The sequence below is a fragment of the Phytohabitans aurantiacus genome (assembly GCF_027923225.1).
Lineage (GTDB): Bacteria > Actinomycetota > Actinomycetes > Mycobacteriales > Micromonosporaceae > Phytohabitans > Phytohabitans aurantiacus.
This window is the reverse complement of sequence record NZ_BSDI01000043.1, coordinates 13,358-34,456: the sequence shown is the minus strand read 5'-3', so window position 1 is coordinate 34,456 and position 21,099 is coordinate 13,358. Positions and strand designations below refer to the sequence as shown.

Sequence of the window (21,099 nt, the reverse complement as noted above, 5' to 3'; positions counted from 1 at the left end):
CACCACCCCTTTCCCGTGATCAGGGCGTCCCTCAAGTCGTTAGGACGACTACAGGGACGCCCTGATCTCGGTTTGGAAGGAGCGGCCGTCCAGGAGGTGGCCGGTCAGGGTCAGCGTGACGCGGCCGTCGTAGCCCCGTAGGGCCTCCTCGATCGCGTCGCGGTCGAAAACCAGCAGCAGGCGGTTGCCTACTGCCGCGTGCAGGCCGGGCCGCGGGGCGAGCAGGGTGCCGTTCGCGAAGAGGCGCACGGTCGCGACCGCCGCCTGCGCCGCGTCCACCGGCAACTCGACCACCGCGAGCGACCCGCCCAGCAGCGTCGCCGAGGCCGCCAGCGCCGGCCCCGTCCGGGCATCGGGTGCGGGCGCCGCCGGCATGCCACCGCCGAGGTAGTACGAGGTGTGTGGCGGCTGGTTGTACCCGGAGTTCTGCCACGCGACGCCCAGCCGGTAGATCGGGTCCTGCATGAGGGTGACGAACCGGTGCTCGGTCGGCGCCGCCGTCGCGTACAGCCGCAGTGCGCTGCTGTCTTCGGTGCGCCAGAGCACCTCCTCGCGCCAGTCGCCCATCAGGTCGGCTTGGAGCGACGGGTTGCCCTTGGTGCCGTTGTTGCTGAGTGTGCCGGTGGCGGTGAGCAGGTTCGTGGTACTCGATGCGGCCGGATCCCATTCGCCGATGGTGCCGATTCCGCGCCCCGCGTTCGCGTCCCAGGTGTGGTCGAGGATCTCCCGCTGGAGGTCGCCGTCCCACCAGATGGCGAAGTTCGCGGCCGGGATCCGGTCGCCGATCAGTTGGCCACCAGCGGTGTAGAGCCACCCGGTCGAGCTGTCGAACTCGCCACCGACCGCCCACGCCTCGGCGCCAAGGTGAGCCGGGTCGATGTCGGCTGAGGTGCCGCGCCCCGTGTCCTTGCCGGTCCGCTGCCCCCAGATCAGCGAACCAGTGCGGGCGTCGCGCATCTCCAGGCCGTACGCCGCCGACGTGTTCTCGTGTACGCCGAAGACCTCCAGCCCTGGCCGTGCCGGGTCCAGATCGGACAGATGCATGGCGTCGCCGTGGCCGAGGCGCGTGGTGTAGATGCCGGTGCCGTCGTCGTCGACCGCCATCGCGCCGTACGTGATCTCGTCGCGCCCGTCTCCGTCGACGTCGCCGACGCTCATGTTGTGGTTGCCCTGGCCGGAGTACCCCCAGTTGCCGGGTGCCTCGCTGTCGAAGACCCACCGCTGGCGAAGCTGACCGTCCCGCCAGTCGAACGCGGCGAGCACGCTGCGGGTGTAGTAGCCGCGCGCCATGACGATGCTGGGCCGCACTCCGTCGAGGTACGCGACGCTGGCGAGGAACCGGTCGGACCGGTTGCCGGACGAGTCACCCCACGACGAGGCGTCCCCGCGCTGCGGCACGTACTCCGTCGTGGCCAGCGCGGCACCGGTGCGCCCGTCGAAGACGGTGAGGAACTCGGTGCCACCCATGGGGCGACCGTTGCTGGTCCGGTGGTCGACGGTCGGGTCGCCGATGACAGTGCCCTTGCCGTCGACGGTGCCGTCCGCGGTCTTGACCACGACATCCGAGCGGCCATCACCGTCGAAGTCATAGACGAGGTACGGGGTGTAGTGCGCGCCGGCGCGGATGTTGCGGCCCAGGTTGATGCGCCACAGCCGCTCACCGTCCAGTGTGTACGCGTCGAGGATGACCTCGCCGGTGTACCCGCCCTGCGAGTTGTCCTTCGAGTTCGACGGATCCCACTTCAGCACGATCTCGTACTGCCCGTCGCCGTCGAGGTCGCCGAGGCTGGCGTCGTTGGCGTTGTACGTGTAGACGCCGCCGACCGGGGTGACCCCGTCTGCCGGCCGGTCGAGCGGGATGTCGCGGTGGTTCGCGGCCCACGGCTGGACGGCGGCGGTGCGCGCCCGCTCCCGCCCAGCCACGATCGGCGCGACCTGATATTTCGCACCTCGCTCCGGATCGAGGAAGTTGGTGCCGTCGAGCACCGCGATCCGCCGGCCATCGCGGTACAGGGCGAATCTCACGCTCTGCGGATCAGAGGCGAGCAGCCGCCAGCTCACGAGCGTGCCACCGTCGGCCGGCACCGCCACGAGACCGCGGTCGAGGCGTTCCGCTTGCCGCCAGGCGCGCACGGTCACCGGAGCGGCGACAGTGGCGGACGCGGCTGAGCGGCCGCCCGCCCCGACGGCGTACACCCGGTAGAAGTAGTGGGTCGCCGGTGGCGTCGGGTCGGTCCAGCCGGGCTTGGAAACGGTGGCCCGCTTGGTGAACGGCCCGTCCGTGGACTCTCCCCTGTGGACCTGGTACTCGACGGCGCCGCGGACTGAGCGCCAGGTCAGCTCCACCGACGAGGTCGTGGCGGCAACCAGCCTCGCACCGGTCGGTGCCGAGGGCGGCGGCACCGTCTCGTCGTAGACCGCCACGCGCAGCGGGTCGCTCGCCGCCGACTCCAGCCCGGTGGCGGTGACCTGACTGACCGAGTAGTCATACGTGTCACCGAGCGCGGCCGATGTGTCCACATAGGAGGCTTCGGTGGTCGACCCGATCAGGACTCCGTCGCGATACACCCGGTAGCTGGCACCGGTCGGCGTCCACGCGAGTTCGACAGGCGTGCGGGAGACCAACCGGAGCCCCGCGGGCGCCGCCAACGGGGTGATTTCCAGCGCGTTGACCCGCCCGTCCTGCCCGAGGTCGAGGTTGAGCTGCCCATCGGCGAGGCGCACGCCGAAGCCCAGTACCGCGAAGGAAGCCGTGGGTGACAGGGCCGTCCCGCGCACCACGCCCTCGGCCGCCACGGTCGTGGAGTTGGGCGCGATCTGGTCGCCGGACAGCACCGACACGTGGTAGTCGCCGTTCGGCAGGTCGACGGCGAACGAGTACTGCCCGGTGGTGAAGTCGCGGCGCAACGCGTCGGGCGCGCCCCGGTCGCGCACGGCCGGCCGCCTGTCGAACCCGTACCCGCGCTCCGATGTGTACAGCATCGTGTCGGCCACCCGCAGGTAGCCCTCGGCCAGCGGGCTGGTCGCCGTGCCGAAGTCGAACTTGAGGCCGGTACTGGGATCCAGCGGAGCCGCCTGGGCTGGAGCCGCCAGCGCCGAGGCGCCGAGCACGAGAGTGACCACGACCGCGACACGCTTCATGAAACGATCCAAATAGAACCTCGTGGAGGTGTCAAGACCGCGCCGCGGCAGCTCGCTCCCGCGCCATCGCGAGTGCGGCTACGCGGGGCGCTCCGGCCTGCGGCGCCGCGCGTTCCAGCATCTCCACGACAAGCCCTCGCAGCGTCGTGGATATCTTCCGGAACGCCGCGTCCGCCGTGGGCGGGATGTCGCCGAACAGCGTCCACCACCACCAGGCGTTCGTGGCCACATTGGCCACGAAGTCCGGGATCACGGGTACGCCCCGGGCGGTGAGCGCCGCCTCGGCGGCGGCTGTCGTGGGGGCGTTCGCCGCCTCCACCACGAGACTCGCGCGCACCTGGTCCACGTTGGACTCGTTGAGCACGTACGACAGCGCGGCCGGCACCAGGATCTCGGCGTCGACAGACAGCCACTCGTGGCGCGGCAGTTGCCGGTCACCGGGGCGCAGCGCCGACCGGTCCACCCGCCCGTACTCGTCACGCGTGCGCAGCAGCGCCTCCACGTCGAGCCCGTCCGGGTGCCACACCACCCCGTCGGCGTCGGCGATCCCGACCACCGGCACGCCCGCCCGCACCAGGAACCGTGCCGTGGCCCCGCCCATCGAACCGAAGCCCTGCACCATCGCCCGTAGATTGTGGAGCGGCAGGCCCACGTACTGCGCGGCGGCGAGCGCGGTCTCCGCCACCCCGTACCCGCCAACGAGGTCGGCCAGGCTGATCCCGTCGACCAGTACGGCGAAGCCGGCGCGCACCCGGCCCAGCGCGGTGCGCGGCTCCGGCACCAGGCGCAGGGCGGCCTCGATCGTCGAATCGAGCCCCGCCTCGGCGGCCACCTCTTCGAGCACGCTCTGCCGTACGCCGAGGTCCTCCCCTGCCGACCAGTACTCCTTGAGCAGCGGCTTCATCGCGGCCACGTACCTGGCGAGGACGCCCCGCGCGTCCGGATCGTTCGGCGGGCAGTCGATGCCGCCCTTGCCGCCGCCGAACGGCACGTACGCGTCCTTCGGCGAGTAGACCACCGCCTCCTTCAACGTCATCGCGCGCGCCAGATCGCGTACCTCGTCCAGCGTGCAGCCGTCGCGCATCCGCACACCGCCGCTCGCCGCGCCCCGTACCAGCCGGTCTATCACCAGGTAACCGCGTCGACCGCTGACGTCGTCGGTCCAGATGACTTCCAGAAAAGACATGTCGCCTCTTTACTGACTGATGACTCAGTCAAACGGAGCTTCCCCAGGATGGTTCGATCGTGCCGGTACCCGCTCACCGATTGAGTCGGACAGCGGTCAGCAAAACGGTCAATAATAAGATTCCACGCGTGACCGACCCGGAATCGTTCATCCGGAAACACACCCGTCTCGCACCCGCCCCCTTCGTACCCGAAATCCACCTACACCAGGCCGACGAGGCCATCGCCCTGTGGGAGGAGACCGAGGGCGAGGCGGCCGGGCCGCAGCCGCCACCGTTCTGGGCGTTCGCCTGGGCCGGCGGGCAGGCTGTCGCCCGGTACGTGCTGGACAACCCGGACCTCGTGGCGGGCCGGCGCGTGCTCGACCTGGCCGCCGGATCCGGGCTGGTCGCGATAGCGGCCGCCCAGGCCGGCGCCGCCCACGTCACCGCAGTGGAGATCGACCCGCTCGCGGTCGCCGCCATCGCGGTCAACGCCGCGGCCAACGGTGTCACCATCACCGCGACGCTCGCCGACGTGCTCGACACCGCACCCACCGACGACGTCATCCTCGCGGGGGACGTCTTCTACAGCCGCGAGATGGCCGGCCGCATGCTCGCGTACCTGCGCCGGGCCGCAGCGGGCGGAGCCCGCGCGCTGGCGGGCGACCCCGGCCGCGCCTACCTGCCGAAGGCCGACCTGCGGGAGGTCGCCGTCTATGAGGTACCGGTCGTCGCCGCCCTCGAAGACGCGGCTGTGAAACGCACGACGGTATGGGAGGTCATGCGCCGCCTCCCGCAGCCGCCACCAAGCGGAGGGAGCGCAGCGACCGGAGCGACTGGCGGCTACAGGGAGGCATAAGGGCGCATGACCCGCGCGAGCGCAGGGAGCGCCAGTTGGCTCAGCCCAGCACCGGTAGCCTGACCGGCGTGCTCTTCCGGACCTGGCTGGACACCGCCGACCGGCCCGACGTTCTGACCGTCGCCGACCACACCGGCACCGAGCACCTCGTCGTCACCCGGCACGCGCTGGTCCGCGAGGTGCTCGCCGACCCCCGCACCTACCGGCCCGACAACGCGCTCGACGCGGTCACGCCCATCCCGGTCGCGGCCCTGCGCGTGCTCACCCGATCCGGCTTCCGGCTGCCGCCCACCCTCGCCAACAACGGCGGCCCCAGCCACCCCGCCATCCGCGCGATCGTCGCCGACGCGCTGCACCCGCACCGCGTCGAGGCGCAGCGCCCGTGGCTGACGGCCGTCGTGCGCGAGCGCGTCGACCGGCTCGCGGCCACGCTCCGCACGGGCGAGACCATCGACGTGTACGCCGACCTGGCGGCCGATCTTCCGCTGCTGGTACTGGCCCGCCTCGTCGACCTGCCCGACGCCAAGGTCGAGGTGGTGAAGGAGTTCGCGCGGGCCGCCTTGGAGCTCTTCTGGGCACCCGTCGACCTCGACCGCCAACTCGCACTCGCCGAGACGGTGGGGCGGTTCCACGCCGTACTGCGCGAGTTCGCCGCCGGCGCCCCGGGACTGCCGGCGCGCCTGCGTGAGTACTCAGGCAGCCTGGACGTGACCGTCGGCGCCCTCTTCTTCCTCCTGGTGGCCGGCCAGGAGACCACGTCTCAGTTCTTGACCCTGCTTTTGCACCGCCTGACCGGCGAGCCCGCGATACTCGACGGCTTGGCCGCCGGCACCATCTCCCCCGCCGACGTCGTCGAAGAGGGCCTGCGCCTGGAGCCCCCGATCGTCACGTGGCGCCGCGTGGCCGCTCGTGACACGACTCTGGGCGGCACTTGCGTCGCTCGCGGCACCAGCATCGTCCTGTGGTTAGCGAGAGCCGGCCGCGACCCGGCATTGGTGCCTGATCCCCACACCTTCCGCCCCGGCCAACGCGGCTCCCGCCGCCACCTCGCCTTCGGCTCCGGTGCCCACCGCTGCGTAGGCGCCCACCTGGCCCGCATGGAGTCCGAAGTCGTGGTGACCGAGACCGCTCCGCTGTTACGCGGCGCCAGGGTCGTCCGCGCCCCCTGGACCCCCGACAACCTCTCCTTCCGCCTCCCCGACACCTTCCAAATCACCGCTTCCGCGGACGCGGCGCGCGACGGGCCATGATCGGTGGGCTACTGCCGGGCAGCGGGCAGGGCGCAGGCTCACAGCCCGCCCTCCCCGTCCGAGGTCCGACCGCCACCGCGGACCGCAGGCGGCCCGAGCGTGCCGGCGGTGATTATCTGCCTCGCCGATCAAGGACATCTCCACCGACCAAGGGCAAACGCACGCGGAAAAGAGATCCAACCACGTGCATTCGCCCTTGATCGGCGGCAAAAGGCGGCGCGGCGCGCCGCGCGACAGCGCGCGGCGCGGGAGCCGGGAGGGTGGGTGGTTAGGAGACTTCCTCGGCCCAGGTGCGCCAGTCGTCGAGGACGCCGTACAGGGGTGGGGTGAGCCAGCCCGGTGCGGAGCGCTGGAAGACGCCCGGGTCCATCGCGCCTGCCCCGTCGGGCAGGGCGCCGACCATCGTGGGGAGCAGCTCGCTCAGGTTTTCCCAGTGGACCAGCTCGGGCTCCGGCGGCCACGCACCCAGTATCACGCCCGCCGACACGCCGCGCCGTTCCAGCGCCTCCAGCGTCAGGGCGGTGTGGTTGAGCGTGCCGAGGCCGGCGCGCGACACCACCACGGCTTGCGCGTCGAGCGTTACGGCCAGGTCGGCCACGGTCCACGGGGAGCCGGAGGGGCGCAACCCCATCGGCACGAGCAGGCCGCCGGCGCCCTCGACCAGTACCAGGTCGTGCTTTTCGGCCTCGGCGCGCACCTCGTCGACGACCGTGTACAGCTCCAGTGGCGGCAGCTCTGCCACGCGGGCGGCGGCGAGCGGCGCCAGCGGGTCGGGGTACACGGCCAGGGTGCGCGCGGTCGCGGGGGCGGCCAGCCGGTTGACGACGTCGATGTCGGACAGCCCGCCCGGACCGGTACCGGCTTGACCTGGTTTTAGCACGGCGACCCGCAGCCCCGCGGCCTGTGCCGAGGCGGCGATCGCGGCGGTGACGATGGTCTTGCCGACGTCGGTGTCGGTGCCGGTCACCAGCACCGGACCGCGCCATTCCGAACTCATGGTGCGCACTCCACGATCACTTCGAGAGCCCTGTCGAAGTCGACCCGCGGCACGCCAGCGTTCAGGGTGAGGCGCAACCGGGCTCGACTGTCCGGAGTGGATGGCGGACGGAAGCAGCCTACGGCCACGCCGCGTTCCCGGCACGCCGCCGCCCACGCTACGGCCTCCTCGGGCCCGGGTGCGGTCACGGAGACGACGGCGCCGTCCGGTGTGGACACCTCGAATCCGGCGGCACGCAGCCGGCGTACCGCATCATCCGCGCGCTGGCGGAGCTCGGACCGCAGCGGGTCGGCGGAGCGCGCCAGGCGGAGCGCGGACAGCGCGCCGGCGACGACGGCCGGTGGTGGCGCGGTGTCGAAGATGAAGGTGCGGCCGGTGTCGACGAGGTGCCGGGCGAGCGCCGCGGGGCCGGCGACCACCCCGCCCGCCGCGCCGAGCGACTTGGACAGCGTGGCCGTCACGATGACGTCCGGCTCCCCGGCGATGCCCGCGGCCGCGACGCCGCCCGCGCCGTCGGGGCCGAGCACGCCGAGCGCGTGCGCGTCGTCGACGAGCAGCAGCGCGCCGTGCTGCCGGACGACCGCGTGCAGGGTGGCGAGCGGCGCCAGATCGCCGTCGACGGAAAAGATCGACTCGGTGACGACGACGGCGGCGCGGCCCTCCACGGATGCAAGCGCGGACGACACCGCCGAGACGTCGGCGTGCGGCGTCACGACCGTCTCGGCACCCGAGATGCGGCAACCGTCGATGAGCGAGGCGTGGTTGTGCGCGTCGGAGATCAACACCGTGCGGGGCTGGACCAGCGCACGCACCGCGCCGAGGTTGGCGAGGTACCCGGACGAGTACACCAGCGCGGCCTCGGCACCCATCCAGGTCGCGAGCTCCTTCTCCAGCTCGTGGTGCGCGTCGGTCGAGCCGCGCACCAGCCGCGACCCGGTCGCGCCCAAGCCGTACTCGGTCAAGGCCCGCTGCGCCGCCGCGATCACCTCGGGGTGACCGGACAGGCCCAGGTAGTCGTTGCCCGCGAGGTCGACCATGCCGCCCACCGGGCCGCGCGGGCGCAACTCGCGCGCCAGGCCGGCCTTCGCGCGCAGTTCGGCACGGCGTATCAGCGCCGCCTGCCAGCCGTTCATCTCGCCCCCCGCAATACGCTTTGCGCCTTGTAGGGTACGACCATGCCAGAGATCCTCGACCTCGCCCGGAACCAGGTACTGGACCGGGGCGTCGGCCTCGACGAGGCGGGCGTGCTCGCGGTGCTGCGGCTGCCCGACGAGCACATCTCCGACGCGCTCCAGCTCGCCCACGAGGTCCGGATGCGCTGGTGCGGGCCGGAGGTCGAGGTCGAGGGCATCGTGTCGCTCAAGACCGGCGGCTGCCCGGAGGACTGCCACTTCTGCTCCCAGTCGGGCCTGTTCACCTCGCCCGTGCGGTCGGTGTGGCTCGACATTCCCTCCTTGGTCGAGGCGGCGAAGCAGACGGCGGCCACCGGGGCGACCGAGTTCTGCATCGTGGCCGCCGTACGCGGCCCGGACGAGCGGCTCATGAAGCAGATGCGCGAGGGCGTCGCCGCGATCAAGGCCGCGGTCGACATCCAGGTGGCCGCGTCGCTGGGCATGCTGAGCCAGGCGCAGGTCGACGAGCTGGTCGAGATGGGCGTGCACCGGTACAACCACAATCTGGAGACGTGCCGCTCCTACTTTTCGAACGTGGTCACCACCCACACGTGGGAGGAGCGCTGGGACACCCTGCGCATGGTGCGCGACTCCGGCATGGAGGTGTGCTGCGGCGGCATCCTGGGGCTCGGCGAGTCGATCGAGCAGCGGGCGGAGTTCGCGGCGCAGCTGGCGGCGCTCGACCCGCACGAGGTGCCGCTCAACTTCCTCAACCCCCGGCCGGGCACGCCGCTCGGTGACCGCCCGGTCGTCGACGGCAAGGACGCGCTGCGGGCGATCGCCGCGTTCCGGCTCGCCATGCCGCGCACGATTCTCCGGTACGCGGGCGGGCGCGAGATCACCCTTGGTGACCTGGGTACCCGAGACGGGCTGCTCGGCGGCATCAACGCCGTGATCGTCGGCAACTACCTCACGACGCTGGGGCGGCCCGCTGGCGAAGACCTGGCCCTGCTCGACGAGCTGAAGATGCCGGTCAAGGCCCTGTCCTCGACGCTATGAACCCTTGGTGCGATCGCTGCGGCGGCCCGCTTACAGAAGGTGACCACGCGGCGTGCGATGCCGCCCGGCGCCTGGAGCCGCCCCGCTTCTGCCCGGAGTGCCGCCGCCGCATGAAGGTCCAGGTCCTACCCGCAGGCTGGTCCGCGTCGTGCGTAGAACACGGAACCCGCCGCTCGCCCTGACCTCGTGATCAAAGCGTCATTCAAGTCGCTCTTACAACTTGAATGACGCTTTGATCACAGCAGAAGGGCGAAGGGGTGGCCGCGCGCGGCCGGGGGGTGCCGCGCGCGGCCGAGGGGTGGGGCGTACTAGGCCGCCGGGGCGCGGTCCAGGTGCGGGTCGGCTTCGTCCCGTACTCCGAGCCAGCCGACCGGGATCGTGTCGACGACCGTGCCAGACGCGTCGGAGCAGCGGAAACGCACCAGTGCGGCCCAGTCGGAGGCGCTCTCGACGACGCCGGCACGCCGTACGCCGTTGCGGTTGACCCAGACCGTGTCGCCGCGCCGGTACGGGCCGCCCGGCGCCGACGAGCCCCCGTCGACCGCCACTATCCACGCGGTGCCGGGGCGGCCCGTGCTCCTGGTGCGCCGCTTCGCCTGGTACATCGCCTGGTCGGCGCGGCGCAGCAGGTCTGCGACGTCGGTGGAGCGCCCGGCCGGGACGAGGCCGATCGAAGCACTCACGCTGAGGGTGTGTCCGGCCACGGTCATCGGTGGCGAGATGGCGTCGCGGAGCGTGGCGGCGGCCGCCTCGCAGTCGGCGGAACGGCCGGTGAGCAGCGCCGCGAACTCGTCGCCGCCGAACCGGGCGACCAGGCTGTCGGCGCCCAGGCAGGAGGCGATCCGCCCGCCGATGACGCAGAGCACCATGTCGCCGATCTCATGGCCGTACGTGTCGTTGATCGGCTTGAAGCCGTCGAGGTCCAGGATGAGCACGGTGGCGTGGAGGTTGCCACTCAACAGGGTCGGCGCGAGTGCGTGAAAGAGCCGCCGGTTGGCGAGGCCGGTGAGCGCGTCGTGCCCGGCCATCCACCGCAGAGCCGCTCGTTCGCTTTCCAGCCGGGCCACGTGCGCCTCGAGCTGGTCCACCCGCGCCTGTAGCCGCGCGGTATCAGCCGCAGCGGTGGGGTGGAGGACTTCCATCGGCCATCCCCTCGTTACTACGGCGGACCGGGTGGTAGCCGGTGATGAAGGTCTCCCCTCAGCACATCTGAATCATGACAGCATCTCGGGGCCCGTGCAAGATTTCACGGCGACAACTGTCAAAACGAGATCGTGCATGCCGGCCGGTTTCGGCTACGCTAGGTGCGTCAAACTTTCGCGGTGAAAGAAAGGCCGAGGGCGGCGACAGACGCGTCTGCCTCCCACGGTGCAACGGGATCACGCGCCTGGCAATGGCTCAGGCCAGCCCGACTACAGACAGCTAGGTCGCCAGACGTACAAGGGAGTACCCGATGAACAGCAACACCAGCTGGATCATGTCCAGCAGGTCAACCGGCAACGGCGGCAGCTGCGTCGAAGCGCGCCGGCACGAGGGTCACGTCGAAGTGCGTAACAGCAAGGCGCCGGAGGCCGGCACCGTGCGGTTCACCACCGAGGAGTGGGACTCGTTCCTCTTCGGCGCGAAGCGCGGCGAGTTCGACGGACTGCTGGTGGACTGAAGCTCTTTACGGGACGCGCGCGACGCCCGCCAGCATCCGGGAACGCTCCGGCTCGGCGTCGAAGTCGCCCTGCTCAGCAGGGTTGGGCCGCCACTCCGGCTGCCACACCAGACCGGGCTCGACCAGGTCGAGCCCGTCGAAGAACCGCGCGATCTCCGCGTGCGAACGCATCTCCAGCGGCGTCGCGGTCTGCCGCCGATACACGTCCTGAGTGGACTTGAGATCGCCCTCGCTGAACGCCTTGCCCTCCAGCGTGCCGTGTGACAGCACGAGGTGGCTGCCGGGCGCGAGCGGGGCGAGCAGGTCGGCGACCGCGGCGTACGCCTCGGCGTTGTCGGGCACGAAGTAGAGCACACCAACCAGCAGCAGCCCGATCGGCTGGTTGAAGTCGAGCAGCTTGCGGACCTGCGGCGCGTCGAGCAGGCTCCGCGGGTCGCGCAGGTCACCGCGGATGGCGGTGGCCCACTGGTTGCCGTCGAGCATCTCCTGGCTCTCGGCCACCGCGACCGGGTCGATGTCCACATAGACCACTCGGGCGTCGGGCACGTCGGCCTGGGCCACCTCGTGGACGTTGCCCACGGTGGGGATGCCGGAGCCGATGTCGAGGAACTGCTTGACGCCCACGCTCGTCAGGTATCGCACCGCGCGGCCGAGGAAGGCCCTGTTGGTACGCGCGATGGCCTGGATCGACGGCGCCCTGCCCATGATCGCCTTCGCCGCGTCCTGGTCTGCGGTGAAGTTGTGGATGCCGCCGAGGAAGTAGTCGTAGATGCGCGCAGCGGTCGCGGGCTTCTGGTTGGCACCCGGTATCCCGGTCATCGGTACTCCTCCACCGGCACAGCGTCCTTGCTGATCAGGTCGAAGATCCGGCGATACTCGTCTACCTCGGCCTGCTCTTCCAGGTACAGGGCGCCCACATGGGACTCCAGGTAGACCACGTCCGGATCGTCGGGGTCGTCGAACTCCAGTATGCGGAACGCTCCCGCCATCGCCGCATGCGCCCCCACCGCGAACGGCAGTACCCGGATGTCGACATTGTCCTGAAGGGACAGCCGGCACATGTGCTCGATCTGGGCCTTGAGCACCTCTTCGCCGCCAACGGGCCGGACCAGCGCGCCCTCACCGAGCACAGTGACCAGTCGAGGCGGCGGTGTGCGGCCGAAGAGCGTCTTCTGCCGCTGGATGCGCAGCTTGATGTGCCGCTCGGCCGGCTCGGACTCGTGCGGCTGCTCGGCGCCGAACACGGCTCGGGCGTACTCCATGGTCTGCAGCTCGCCGGGCACGACCTCGCCGTCGTAGCTGTACATCCGCGAGGCCGACGCCTCCAGCCCGACGTACAGCTTGAACCACTCCGGGATGACCGGGCTGGCGTCCCACCACTCCGCCTGCGATGTGCCGAGCGCGAGCTCGGCCAGCGCGTCCGTGACGCTCTGATCGGCGCCGTACAGCCAGCAGAGCGCGCGCACGTTGGCCGCCGTGACCGGGACCTTGCCGGTCTCGATCCGGTGGAGCGTCGGCTCGGAGATGCCCAGCCGCGCCTCGGCCACCTCGCGGCGGCTCATGCCGGCGCCGGTGCGCAGCCGCGTCAACCGCCGCCCAAGCGTCCGTCTGACGACGCGCTGCCCTGTGACCGGCACACCCCACCTCCGCCCCGCGCTCCGGTCTCGACGAATGTGACGCCGAATACCGTACCCGCAACACGGTGTCGCCGACAGGCGACCCGCAGTGGAGGTGGGGTGTGTCCGCCCATTCCTACGCGACTGTGCAGGTCGCGCCGTTGATCGTGAATGACGTTGGCCGCTGGTTTGTCCCAGAGTGTGTGGCGTTGAACCCGGCACTCACCGTCCCGCCGGCCGCCACCGCCCCGTTGTACGACTCGTTCACGGCGGTGACCGCCGCGCCGGTCTGCGTCCAGCGCGCGCTCCACCCCTGGCCGATCCGCTGGCCGCTGGGGAAGGTGAAGGCGAGCGTCCAGGACTGCCACGCCGTCGTGCTGGTGTTCCGGATGGTGACGCTGCCCGTGAACCCGGTCGACCAGTCATTTGTGGTGTATGTGACGGAGCAGGGACCACCGGGTGCGGGGGTCGTGGGAGCCGGGGTCGTCGGCGCCGGCGTGGTGGGGGCGGGCGTCGTGGGACCGGGGGTGGTCGGCCCAGGAGTCGTCGGGCCGGGCGTGGTCGGGCCCGGGGTCACGGTGCCGGGGACGTCGCCCCAGAGCTTCACACCGTTTTCCCAGAGCGGAACGGCCCGGTTCGGCCCGGTCGTCGCGAGATACGACGGGTCGTTGGCCGAGTTCCAGGTGCCGCCTTCCGGTACCCCGACCTTGAACTGCACCTCCATCCGGTGCTGCGACTGACCCGCGGGCGCGATCGAGTACCCGTTGCAGTTCACCTCGACGTACCAGATGTCGCCGGAGTACTGCTGCGCGGTCGTCGGCGACGGGCAGCCCTGCGTGTACCCGGGAGTCACCACCGGCGCGGCCGTGCCCTCACGGGTGAAGTAGTACCGGAACACCGACTTCGTCAGCGCCCTGGCCGGGAACGCGGACTTGTTGTAGATGATGGCTTTGATGCCGGTGGCCCGCGGCTCGTTCTGCATCGCCGTGGTCTCCACAGTGAACTGATCGATGTCCGGTGTCTCCGCCTGCGGGAAGTTGGCGAGCGGGCTGCCGCCGTACTCCTGGTAGAGCCGCGCCACCGCCGACGTGAAGCCGGCGTTGTAGTCGGTGGCGACCTCGTTCATGACGTAGTCGTTGCGCTCGTCCTTGTACGCGTCGTCGGGCGAGGACGGGCCGCCGACCAACGCTCCATACAGGACATGCCGGGTGTTGGTGGGCACCGTCATGTTGTCCCACCACGAGCCGTGGGCGGTGCGGTGGTGCGGATTCTTCGGATGGTTGGCGCCGAACCCGATGACATAGCTGGAGCTACGCGGGTTGTCGCCGAGCGCGTAGTTGACTTGCCGCACCGCGAAGTCGTGGTATCGCGTCTTTCGCGCGGCGTCGGACGTCTTGTCACTGTAGACAAGCGCCACGAAGGCCGTGTTGGCCGCGTATCGCAGCGCGCCCCAACTGTCCACGACCACCATGCCGCCGGGCGAGGTGCGCACCTTCTCGCCGTTGACCCCGACGGTGAACCAGTCGAGCCAGCGGTTGGCGTCGTCGATGTACTTCTGCTTGCCCGTGAGGTTGGCCAGCAGCACGTAGTTGCCGTACTGCTTGTTGTCCCACGAGATCGTCCACTTGTACATCTTGGTGTTGGTCTGGTTCTCGTTGCCCTGCGCGTCGTAGCCGGCTTCGGCCTTGGCGAGGTAGGCCACCTCGCCGGTGGCCCGGTGCAGCCAGATGGCGCCCCAGACGAGTTCGTCGGCGAATCCGCTCCAGGAGCGGTAGAAGCTCGTCACGTCGGTGATGCACTCGTGGTACATGCGCTTCACCGTCTCGGCGAACGTGTAGAGCTGCCGCGCGTGGCTGAGCAATGTGTTCGCGTAGGCCGCGTCCGTCGGCCGGAAGACCATCGAGGAGGCCGCCATCGCTGCCGCCGTCTCCGCCGCCAGGTCCGCGCCGCCGCAGCTCGCGTCTATCTTGTACGCGGGCCGCGCCATCGGCAGCACCTCTGCCGGCCCCCACCACTTGTGGTCGTCGTCGCCCTTGCCCACCTGTCCATAGAGGACGTTGGCGGACGGGTGCGCCTTGATGAAGTAGTCGTTGGGCACCCGCAGGTTGTTGAGCAGGTGGGTCAGCTGTCCGGAGCCGGCGTACGCCTCGCGGTACTCCACCGCGCCCCACGCCAGCATCGTCGTGGTGAACGCCATCGGGAAGCCGAACTTCACGTGGTCGCCCGCGTCGTACCAGCCGCCCGTCAGGTCGAGCCCGACATCTGAGCCGTCGGTCAGCGCCGAGTCGGCGCGCCAGGAGACCCTGTTCCACGCCGGTTTGCGGCCGGACACCTGGGCCTCGTAGAAGAGGATGGACTTCTGGAGTACCTCACCGTAGTTGTACGGGCCGGCGGCGGCGCCCGACTGGGGCGCGGCCCAGATCGCGGCCCCGGCGGCCAGAATCGCGGCTGCCGTCGCCGCGACCGTTCGTCGATACCACCTGGTCCTATTTGCCACTAGAATCGCTCCTGTCCGTGGAGCCGCGCGCGACCACGCGTAGTGGAGGGGACATCGAGAGGCGGATGTGGGCGCATCCGCCTCTCGTCTTGTCCGGGTGCGCGGGAGGGTGTGGAACTATGTCAAAATGGGAGCGCTCCCATATATGAGCAACAATGTTCCCACACTGTTTCCCGTTTGTGAAGGCGCCCGAAAGCGCAGCTCACACCGTCGCGCCGGTGGTGATCAGGGCGTCCCTGAAGTCGCTCTAACGACGTGCGGGATGCCCTGATCACTGGACAGGGGAAGGGTCACCGTCAGGAGGGCGCCGTCGCGGTCGACATCGCCGAACGGGCCCAACCGCCGCAGCGCGCTCAGCATCGGCCGGTTGTCGGCGTACGTGTGCGCCACCAGCGCGGCGTATCCCGCCCGCGTGCCGTGCGCGACGAGCCGGCGCAGCAGTGCGGTGCCAAGGCCGCGCCGCTGCCAGGCGTCTTCGACCAGCACCGCCACCTCGCCGAGGTCGCCCTCCGCCACCAGGTTGGCCATGGCGACCAGCCGCCCGTCGTCGGCGAGCGCCACCAGGGTCACGCCGCGGGTGGGGTCGGTGAGCCGGGCGAGCTGCGACGGGGACGGTCCCGCCGTGGCGGTGAGGTACCGGCGCTGGCGGCTCCGGGATGAGCAACGGCCGTGCATGGCGCTTATCGCGGTCAGGTCGTCGGCCACGGCTGGCCGGACCCGTACCTCGGTCGCGTCGGGCAGCACCAGCGTGACCTGGTCGGCGGCGTGCCGCACCACGGTCGCCGCGAGGTCGACGAGCGCCTGCGCGCGGGCGTACTCCGCCGGGGTGAACGCCGGAGCCGGCCGGCTGATCTCGTACGCGCCACCGGCGGGGTCGACGAGCCGCATCCCGCCCCGGTCGGCACCGTACCGGTTGTGGCCCGGCGCGGGACGCCAGATCACCGCGTCGGCTCCGAGCAGGGCGGACAGGGCGTCGCCGAGCGAGTCGGGGTCACGCACCAGCCGGCTCGCGAGGCCGAGCGCCCGGGTGGGCAGGTCGGCGAGGTCACGCGCCTCGGTCCGGCCGACCCAGGCGTCGCGCCCCCGGCCCCTCTCGACGGCGGCCACCAGGTCGGCCTCGGTGAGGGCGTCTGGCGCGTCGACGAGGAAGTCGTCGATGGCGCCCGCCTCCGTGGTGTGCACCTGGACCGCGAGGATGTTGACCGACTTGAGCGCCAGGCTGGCGGTGAGCACCGACAGGTATCCCGGCCGGTCGTCCACCGTCGCCCTGATTCGCCACAGCGCCATGATTCGAAGCCCCCCTTTATGTTCGAGAAGCCAGCGGTGGTGCGGTGACCAGATCGAGCCGGTCGCCGAGGATCACGGCGGCCGCGCGGACGAGCTGCGAGATGCGGTCGACCTCGGTCACGTGGAACACGGGCGCGGGCAGGTCGAGGTCGTCGGTGTCGGCCCGGGCCACCATCAGTACGAGGCCGGCGCGGCCGAACGGCGCGACCGCGTACCGGACACCGTCGGGACCGGTCAGCGGGCGGGCCCGCAGCGGGGTCACCTCGGGCAGCCGCAGCGGGGTGGGCGCGCGCCAGCTCGCGTACGCCACCGCGGGCTCGCCCCCGGTGGGCACCGACGCGTCGGGCGCCCGCGCGCCGCTGCGTGCGGCCCAGTCCGCCGGCACGACGGCCGCGGCGGCCCAGTCGGCGGCCAGCAAGCCGGGCATCGCGTCGACGAGCGTGGAGAGGCCGTCGGCCGGGTTGGCGGCGACCTGGGCGAGCAGCTCGGCGTCGTGACCGCCGGAGACGGGCGCACCGATCGCCCGCCAGATGCCATCGAGATGTACTCCCGGGATGGCGGCGAGGCCCGCGCGGAGCCGCTCGACTCGCGATGCACCCGGCCACACGACGGTGAAGTCGTCGACGGCCCGGCCACCGAGCCGCTCCAGCACCACCACCTGGACGATGTCGGCACCGGCGACGCCGAGCGTGCGGGCGACCTGGCCCAGGGCACCGGGCCGGTCAGGCAGAGTCACCCGAACCCGCAGCAACATGACAAGCCTCCCGTCGGCACGCCGACGCTCCCGCGCCGGTTACCAGTCAGGATGCCCGATGACCATTTCGTCCCTGTTGCGGCGCCGTGACTCGGCCGCAACAGGACTCCCACTGATGCCAGCGCCCGGGGGCCCTGCGCCGGACTCGGCGGGCAGGCCCATAAGATGGTCAATCCGCAACCAATCACTACACTTTCCAAGACAGGGGCAAATCCTGCTGCAGGGCAATCATTCGCGAATGCCGTCGGCAGATCGGTGCAAATTTAAGACAATGATTGACTTAAAGTAGAGGCTTAGATACGCTCGTAACGTAGCTTGTTGCGGACCACACGCCACTCTTTGGCGTGTTTTTTGTCGCGCCTGGGTTGAGTCAGCTGCATTAAGGTAACCGCTTGAGTACCACACGGGGGTAGCAGAGGCAAAAATCAACTGCTAACAACTGGCTGCTTAAGTCTGAAATGCGGCCCACCGACGCTCGCCTCAAACAAGTAGTCGGTGGGCCCACTCCCAATGAAGGAGCGTGCGCAATGATACCACGTCGTGTGGGTTGGTTGGCGAGAGTAGTCGCCATGGCGCTGATCTCGGGCACAATGAGCGTCGTAACCAGCGGAACCCCCGCTGCCGCATTCGAGGGATGCCCCTCGGCAGACCCAGAGGCCATAAATGAGTTCTTGGCGGAGATGGCCACGTCAGGCTTGCCTGCGGATGGCGCAGATGCGGCAATTACGCAAGAGTTTTGTAGTCTGACGCCGGTTGGCGATTACAATGACATCGTCCCGCAGCCGATGAGCAGCCCGTCGAACGTCGATTGGTACAACATGTCGATGTTCTACGACAACGCCGTCGGATACTATGTGGCTACGTCGACCTGGAAATGGGTCAACCAGGGGTTTATCGACGACGACATCGTCGTCTGCGTCAACAATAACGTCGGCGGAAACGACGCCGTGGGGATCCGATTTAGCGGAGGCGGCATGCAGATTATCGGTCGGTCTGCAACCGCGTGGGGGAATCCCGCCAAGGATGGCTACCAGAACGACTTCGGTTTCGCCACTATGGCTAATTCGCAGGTAAGTGATTCTGGCGTCGGTATGGTGAAGCAAGATACGGCGGTCAAGCTGAAGTCGGAACCGCTCGGCAGTTGTACCGACGGTCAATACGACTACAACATGTGGGGAGGCTCGGCCACCGTCACCTTCCGTAACCTCAACGGGTGCCGGAACGTGCAGATGTATCCTGGCTACGTCCATACATGGAACAGCACGAGCGTCACCTCCATCGGCGCGGGGCCATACCAGTTCTCCATCGGTTGGTCTAGTGCCGGTGAGAGCTGGGTCAAGGAAGAAGCTGGTCCAACGGCAAACATATGTGATTGATCGTGGGGTAATGAGGCAGGTCAAGGTCGCTCTTACCAGGGTGCGGCGAATCCGCACCCTGGGCTGGGTCGTTGGAGTCGTCGTACTTCTCATCGGAGCCTGGATCGGGCTGCGGTCCGTCGCTTGGGCGAAGATATCAGTTCGAATAGAGGGCACATACGCCGTCAGGCCACTCGACGAAACGGCGGCTCAGCAGATCTGGCAGAAGCTGCGCGCTGGGCCAGACTCGATCATCCCTCCGGGACCTAAGACTCTTGTAGAGGTATCTTGGAAAGATCGACAACATGTTCATTGGCCAGCCTCACAGTGCGACTTCATCGTCCTCCTGACACACAGTATGCATGGCACGGTTATTGGGTTCGAGGACAGCAACCGCTTCGCAATGGGATCTGCGGGCGTATTGGAAAAGGTACTTGAGAGCTATCCGGACATTCCGACACGGCACAACGACGCCGGAGAGCCGGAACTCGACGGCACAGCATTCTTTATCGACTCGCAGCAAGGTAGGCCAACGCTTTCAGTACTGTTGTCCTGGGACACTCCGAAACCTTCACTATTCCCAGTTCGCGCCGGCGTTGCCTTCGCTTGCGACAACCGATTTATCGATTTCCACTGGCTCTCTTCCACGCGTTCCCCATAGTTTGGGACCACGGTGGAGCCTATGGTGATCACGATATTGATATGCAATGATCGAGTCGTCTCGGCGTTAATGTCAGACTCCACAGTCGAAATTCGTCGATAGGAGGTTCTCTGATGCGCCAAGCAAATTTGGCACGTCTGACCGCAACACTGGCGATGCGGATCACTACCGTCAGCGCTTTGGCCCTTGCCAGCGTACTGACAGTCGCACATCCGGCTCAAGCATTCCCACAAAATTGCTCTAGCTGGGCGATCGGCGAGGACGGAGTCGAGAATGGCGCGGTTGGCCAGTGCTTGTCCGGCACGGGGACGCATCGCATAGCAATTCATTGTTCGAATGACAGCGATTACTACGGGGACTGGAAGAATACCGGCTCGCTCATCACCAGGCGATCGTCCCGGGAGTGCCCACTCGGGCACATTCTCCGCTACAAGTGGCAGGAACTCCGCGGTTAACTTGGCCTTTCTTAGAAGCCGCCCACCCCGTGCTTAGACGAACTCCCGAACCACGGTCGAGCCGGCCACACACGCTGGCCGGCTCGACCGTGGCCTAGCCGGGTTCGCGTCCCGGTCATATCAGTCAGGCTGAGGCTCGCTCCACCATGTGCGTGTCCAAGAGCACGTACGGAAGGTCGAGCTCGTCGCGCCGGATGAGCGACAGCAGCAGGTGCGCCATGTGCCGCCCCATCTCCTCCACCGGCTGGTAGACGGTGGTGAGGGGCGGGTCGGACTGCCGGGCGAGCTCGTTGTCTTCGAACCCGACGACCGCGACATCGTCAGGCACCCGTCGGCCGGCCTCCCGGAGCGCCCGCAGCGCGCCCAACGCCATGACGTCGGACGCCACGAACACCGCGTCGAGGTCGGGGCTCACGTCGAGCAGCCGGCGCATCGCCACCGTGCCGCTGGCCTCGCTGAAGTCGCCGTACGCGATGAGGTCTTCGGTCACCGCGCCGCCGTGCGCCCGGATCGCCTCCTTGTATCCGACGAGCCGGTTGATGCCCACACCCATGTCCTGCGAACCGGTGATCGTGGCGACCCGGCGGCGTCCCTTGTTGATCAGGAACTCGACCGCCTGGCGGGCGCCACCGGCGTTGTCGACGTCGACGAAGTTGGCGTGCTGGGCATCCGGCGCGAGCATCCTGGCCGGACGCCCGCCGAGCACTGTCGGCAGGCCGCGCTGCTCCAGCAGCGTCGGCAGCGGATCGGCGTCGTGCAGCGACAGCAGCAGTACGCCGTCGACGTGCTGGCTCGTCAGGTGGTGCTCGACCTTTTCACGCTCGGCCGGCGACTGCGCCAGCGCGAGCCAGAGCTGCATCGGCGTGTCGAGCAGCCCGGCGTGGATGCCCCGGACGATGCCGGCGAAGAACGGCTCGCCGAACAGTCGCTCCCCCGACTCGGAGATGACCAGGGCCACCGAGTCGGTCCGCTGCGTGACCAGGGCGCGCGCCGCCCTGTTGGGCACGTACCCCAGTTCCTCGATCGCCTGGTTCACCGCCGCCCGAGCCTCCGGGCTGACCTGCGGCGAGCCGTTGACGACGCGGGACACGGTGCCCCGGCCAACCCCGGCGCGGGCAGCTACCGCATCAAGGGTGGGACGGCCGAGCGACCGCGTGCGCTGCGTAGTCATCGTGTGCTCCTCGGACGGCGGGCGGGCCGGTGCCGGTACCTGGTGGGGTCCGTTGCCCC

General features: G+C 69.4%; 16 protein-coding genes and 1 pseudogene. 6 read left to right on the top strand and 11 right to left on the bottom strand.

Features of this window, described 5'->3' with window-relative positions:
• Nucleotides 1–48: 48 nt before the first annotated feature.
• Complete coding sequence (locus tag QMG73_RS33130) at nt 49–3,141, bottom strand: rhamnogalacturonan lyase family protein (RefSeq protein ID WP_281902320.1); 3,093 nt, start codon at nt 3,139–3,141, stop codon at nt 49–51.
• A 31-nt stretch (nt 3,142–3,172) separates the two neighbouring features.
• Complete coding sequence (locus tag QMG73_RS33125) at nt 3,173–4,327, bottom strand: Glu/Leu/Phe/Val dehydrogenase dimerization domain-containing protein (protein ID WP_281902318.1); 1,155 nt, start codon at nt 4,325–4,327, stop codon at nt 3,173–3,175.
• Between the two features lie 128 nt (nt 4,328–4,455).
• Between QMG73_RS33125 and QMG73_RS33120 the strand changes: the two genes are divergently transcribed.
• A complete protein-coding gene (locus tag QMG73_RS33120) occupies nt 4,456–5,166 on the top strand; it encodes a class I SAM-dependent methyltransferase (RefSeq protein ID WP_281902316.1) in 711 nt (236 codons plus the stop codon).
• Between the two features lie 59 nt (nt 5,167–5,225).
• Nucleotides 5,226–6,416 (top strand): cytochrome P450, encoded by a 1,191-nt coding sequence (locus tag QMG73_RS33115; protein ID WP_281902362.1) that lies wholly within the window; start codon nt 5,226–5,228, stop codon nt 6,414–6,416.
• Nucleotides 6,417–6,684: 268 nt separating this feature from the next.
• On the opposite strand, the gene bioD is transcribed toward QMG73_RS33115, so the two are convergent.
• Both bioD and QMG73_RS33105 read right to left on the bottom strand, forming a co-directional pair.
• Nucleotides 6,685–7,413, bottom strand: coding sequence for a dethiobiotin synthase (bioD, locus tag QMG73_RS33110; RefSeq protein WP_407676891.1), 729 nt, complete (start codon nt 7,411–7,413; stop codon nt 6,685–6,687).
• On the bottom strand, nt 7,410–8,546 hold the full coding sequence (locus QMG73_RS33105) for an 8-amino-7-oxononanoate synthase (RefSeq protein ID WP_281902313.1): 1,137 nt from the start codon (nt 8,544–8,546) through the stop codon (nt 7,410–7,412). Before QMG73_RS33105 ends, bioD begins: the two co-directional genes overlap by 4 nt.
• A gap of 42 nt (nt 8,547–8,588) precedes the next feature.
• Between QMG73_RS33105 and bioB the strand changes: the two genes are divergently transcribed.
• Together bioB and bsaP are read left to right on the top strand one after the other, a co-directional pair.
• Complete coding sequence (bioB, locus tag QMG73_RS33100) at nt 8,589–9,584, top strand: biotin synthase BioB (RefSeq protein ID WP_281902311.1); 996 nt, start codon at nt 8,589–8,591, stop codon at nt 9,582–9,584.
• Nucleotides 9,578–9,766: pseudogene (bsaP, locus tag QMG73_RS33095) on the top strand (biotin synthase auxiliary protein BsaP); the annotation flags it as partial. The gene bioB and the pseudogene bsaP, both read left to right, overlap by 7 nt.
• Nucleotides 9,767–9,892: 126 nt before the next feature.
• On the opposite strand, the gene QMG73_RS33090 reads toward bsaP, so the two are convergent.
• Entirely contained in the window at nt 9,893–10,726 is an 834-nt protein-coding gene (locus tag QMG73_RS33090) for a GGDEF domain-containing protein (RefSeq protein WP_281902308.1), read from the bottom strand.
• Between the two features lie 311 nt (nt 10,727–11,037).
• On the opposite strand from QMG73_RS33090, the gene QMG73_RS33085 reads away from it, so the two are divergent.
• Nucleotides 11,038–11,244, top strand: coding sequence for a DUF397 domain-containing protein (locus QMG73_RS33085; RefSeq protein WP_281902306.1), 207 nt, complete (start codon nt 11,038–11,040; stop codon nt 11,242–11,244).
• Nucleotides 11,245–11,250: 6 nt separating this feature from the next.
• Here QMG73_RS33085 and QMG73_RS33080 read toward each other — a convergent pair whose 3' ends face one another.
• The 5 genes from QMG73_RS33080 to QMG73_RS33060 all read right to left on the bottom strand — a co-directional run bounded on the left by QMG73_RS33080 (nt 11,251) and on the right by QMG73_RS33060 (nt 17,398).
• A complete protein-coding gene (locus QMG73_RS33080; RefSeq protein ID WP_281902304.1) occupies nt 11,251–12,063 on the bottom strand; it encodes an SAM-dependent methyltransferase in 813 nt (270 codons plus the stop codon).
• Nucleotides 12,060–12,833: a helix-turn-helix domain-containing protein gene (locus QMG73_RS33075; RefSeq protein WP_281902302.1), complete on the bottom strand. Its 774-nt coding sequence runs from the start codon at nt 12,831–12,833 to the stop codon at nt 12,060–12,062. The genes QMG73_RS33080 and QMG73_RS33075 overlap by 4 nt, the downstream gene beginning before the upstream one ends.
• A gap of 163 nt (nt 12,834–12,996) precedes the next feature.
• Nucleotides 12,997–15,357 carry a glycoside hydrolase family 9 protein gene (locus QMG73_RS33070; RefSeq protein WP_281902301.1) on the bottom strand — a complete coding sequence of 787 codons (2,361 nt, stop codon included), beginning with the start codon at nt 15,355–15,357 and terminating at the stop codon, nt 12,997–12,999.
• A gap of 225 nt (nt 15,358–15,582) precedes the next feature.
• Nucleotides 15,583–16,644: a GNAT family N-acetyltransferase gene (locus tag QMG73_RS33065; RefSeq protein ID WP_281902299.1), complete on the bottom strand. Its 1,062-nt coding sequence runs from the start codon at nt 16,642–16,644 to the stop codon at nt 15,583–15,585.
• 16 nt (nt 16,645–16,660) lie between these two features.
• Nucleotides 16,661–17,398, bottom strand: coding sequence for an ACT domain-containing protein (locus QMG73_RS33060; protein ID WP_281902298.1), 738 nt, complete (start codon nt 17,396–17,398; stop codon nt 16,661–16,663).
• 569 nt (nt 17,399–17,967) lie between these two features.
• On the opposite strand from QMG73_RS33060, the gene QMG73_RS33055 reads away from it, so the two are divergent.
• The gene (locus QMG73_RS33055) at nt 17,968–18,774 is read left to right on the top strand and encodes a hypothetical protein (RefSeq protein ID WP_281902297.1); all 807 of its coding nucleotides are present in this window, start codon (nt 17,968–17,970) and stop codon (nt 18,772–18,774) included.
• 1,219 nt (nt 18,775–19,993) lie between these two features.
• Here QMG73_RS33055 and QMG73_RS33050 read toward each other — a convergent pair.
• Nucleotides 19,994–21,040 (bottom strand): LacI family DNA-binding transcriptional regulator, encoded by a 1,047-nt coding sequence (locus QMG73_RS33050; RefSeq protein WP_281902296.1) that lies wholly within the window; start codon nt 21,038–21,040, stop codon nt 19,994–19,996.
• Between the last annotated feature and the right edge of the window lie 59 nt (nt 21,041–21,099).

Excerpts from the sequence above, each read along its gene's own strand:
- QMG73_RS33065 (WP_281902299.1), bottom strand. The coding sequence starts at position 16,644 with ATGGCGCTGTGGCGAATCAGGGCGACGGTGGACGACCGGCCGGGATAC.
- bioB (WP_281902311.1), top strand. The coding sequence starts at position 8,589 with ATGCCAGAGATCCTCGACCTCGCCCGGAACCAGGTACTGGACCGGGGC.
- QMG73_RS33105 (WP_281902313.1), bottom strand. The coding sequence starts at position 8,546 with ATGAACGGCTGGCAGGCGGCGCTGATACGCCGTGCCGAACTGCGCGCG.
- bioD (WP_407676891.1), bottom strand. The coding sequence starts at position 7,413 with ATGAGTTCGGAATGGCGCGGTCCGGTGCTGGTGACCGGCACCGACACC.
- QMG73_RS33050 (WP_281902296.1), bottom strand. The coding sequence starts at position 21,040 with ATGACTACGCAGCGCACGCGGTCGCTCGGCCGTCCCACCCTTGATGCG.
- QMG73_RS33055 (WP_281902297.1), top strand. The coding sequence starts at position 17,968 with ATGGCGCTGATCTCGGGCACAATGAGCGTCGTAACCAGCGGAACCCCC.
- QMG73_RS33060 (WP_281902298.1), bottom strand. The coding sequence starts at position 17,398 with ATGTTGCTGCGGGTTCGGGTGACTCTGCCTGACCGGCCCGGTGCCCTG.
- QMG73_RS33130 (WP_281902320.1), bottom strand. The coding sequence starts at position 3,141 with ATGAAGCGTGTCGCGGTCGTGGTCACTCTCGTGCTCGGCGCCTCGGCG.
- QMG73_RS33090 (WP_281902308.1), bottom strand. The coding sequence starts at position 10,726 with ATGGAAGTCCTCCACCCCACCGCTGCGGCTGATACCGCGCGGCTACAG.
- QMG73_RS33085 (WP_281902306.1), top strand. The coding sequence starts at position 11,038 with ATGAACAGCAACACCAGCTGGATCATGTCCAGCAGGTCAACCGGCAAC.
- QMG73_RS33125 (WP_281902318.1), bottom strand. The coding sequence starts at position 4,327 with ATGTCTTTTCTGGAAGTCATCTGGACCGACGACGTCAGCGGTCGACGC.
- QMG73_RS33080 (WP_281902304.1), bottom strand. The coding sequence starts at position 12,063 with ATGACCGGGATACCGGGTGCCAACCAGAAGCCCGCGACCGCTGCGCGC.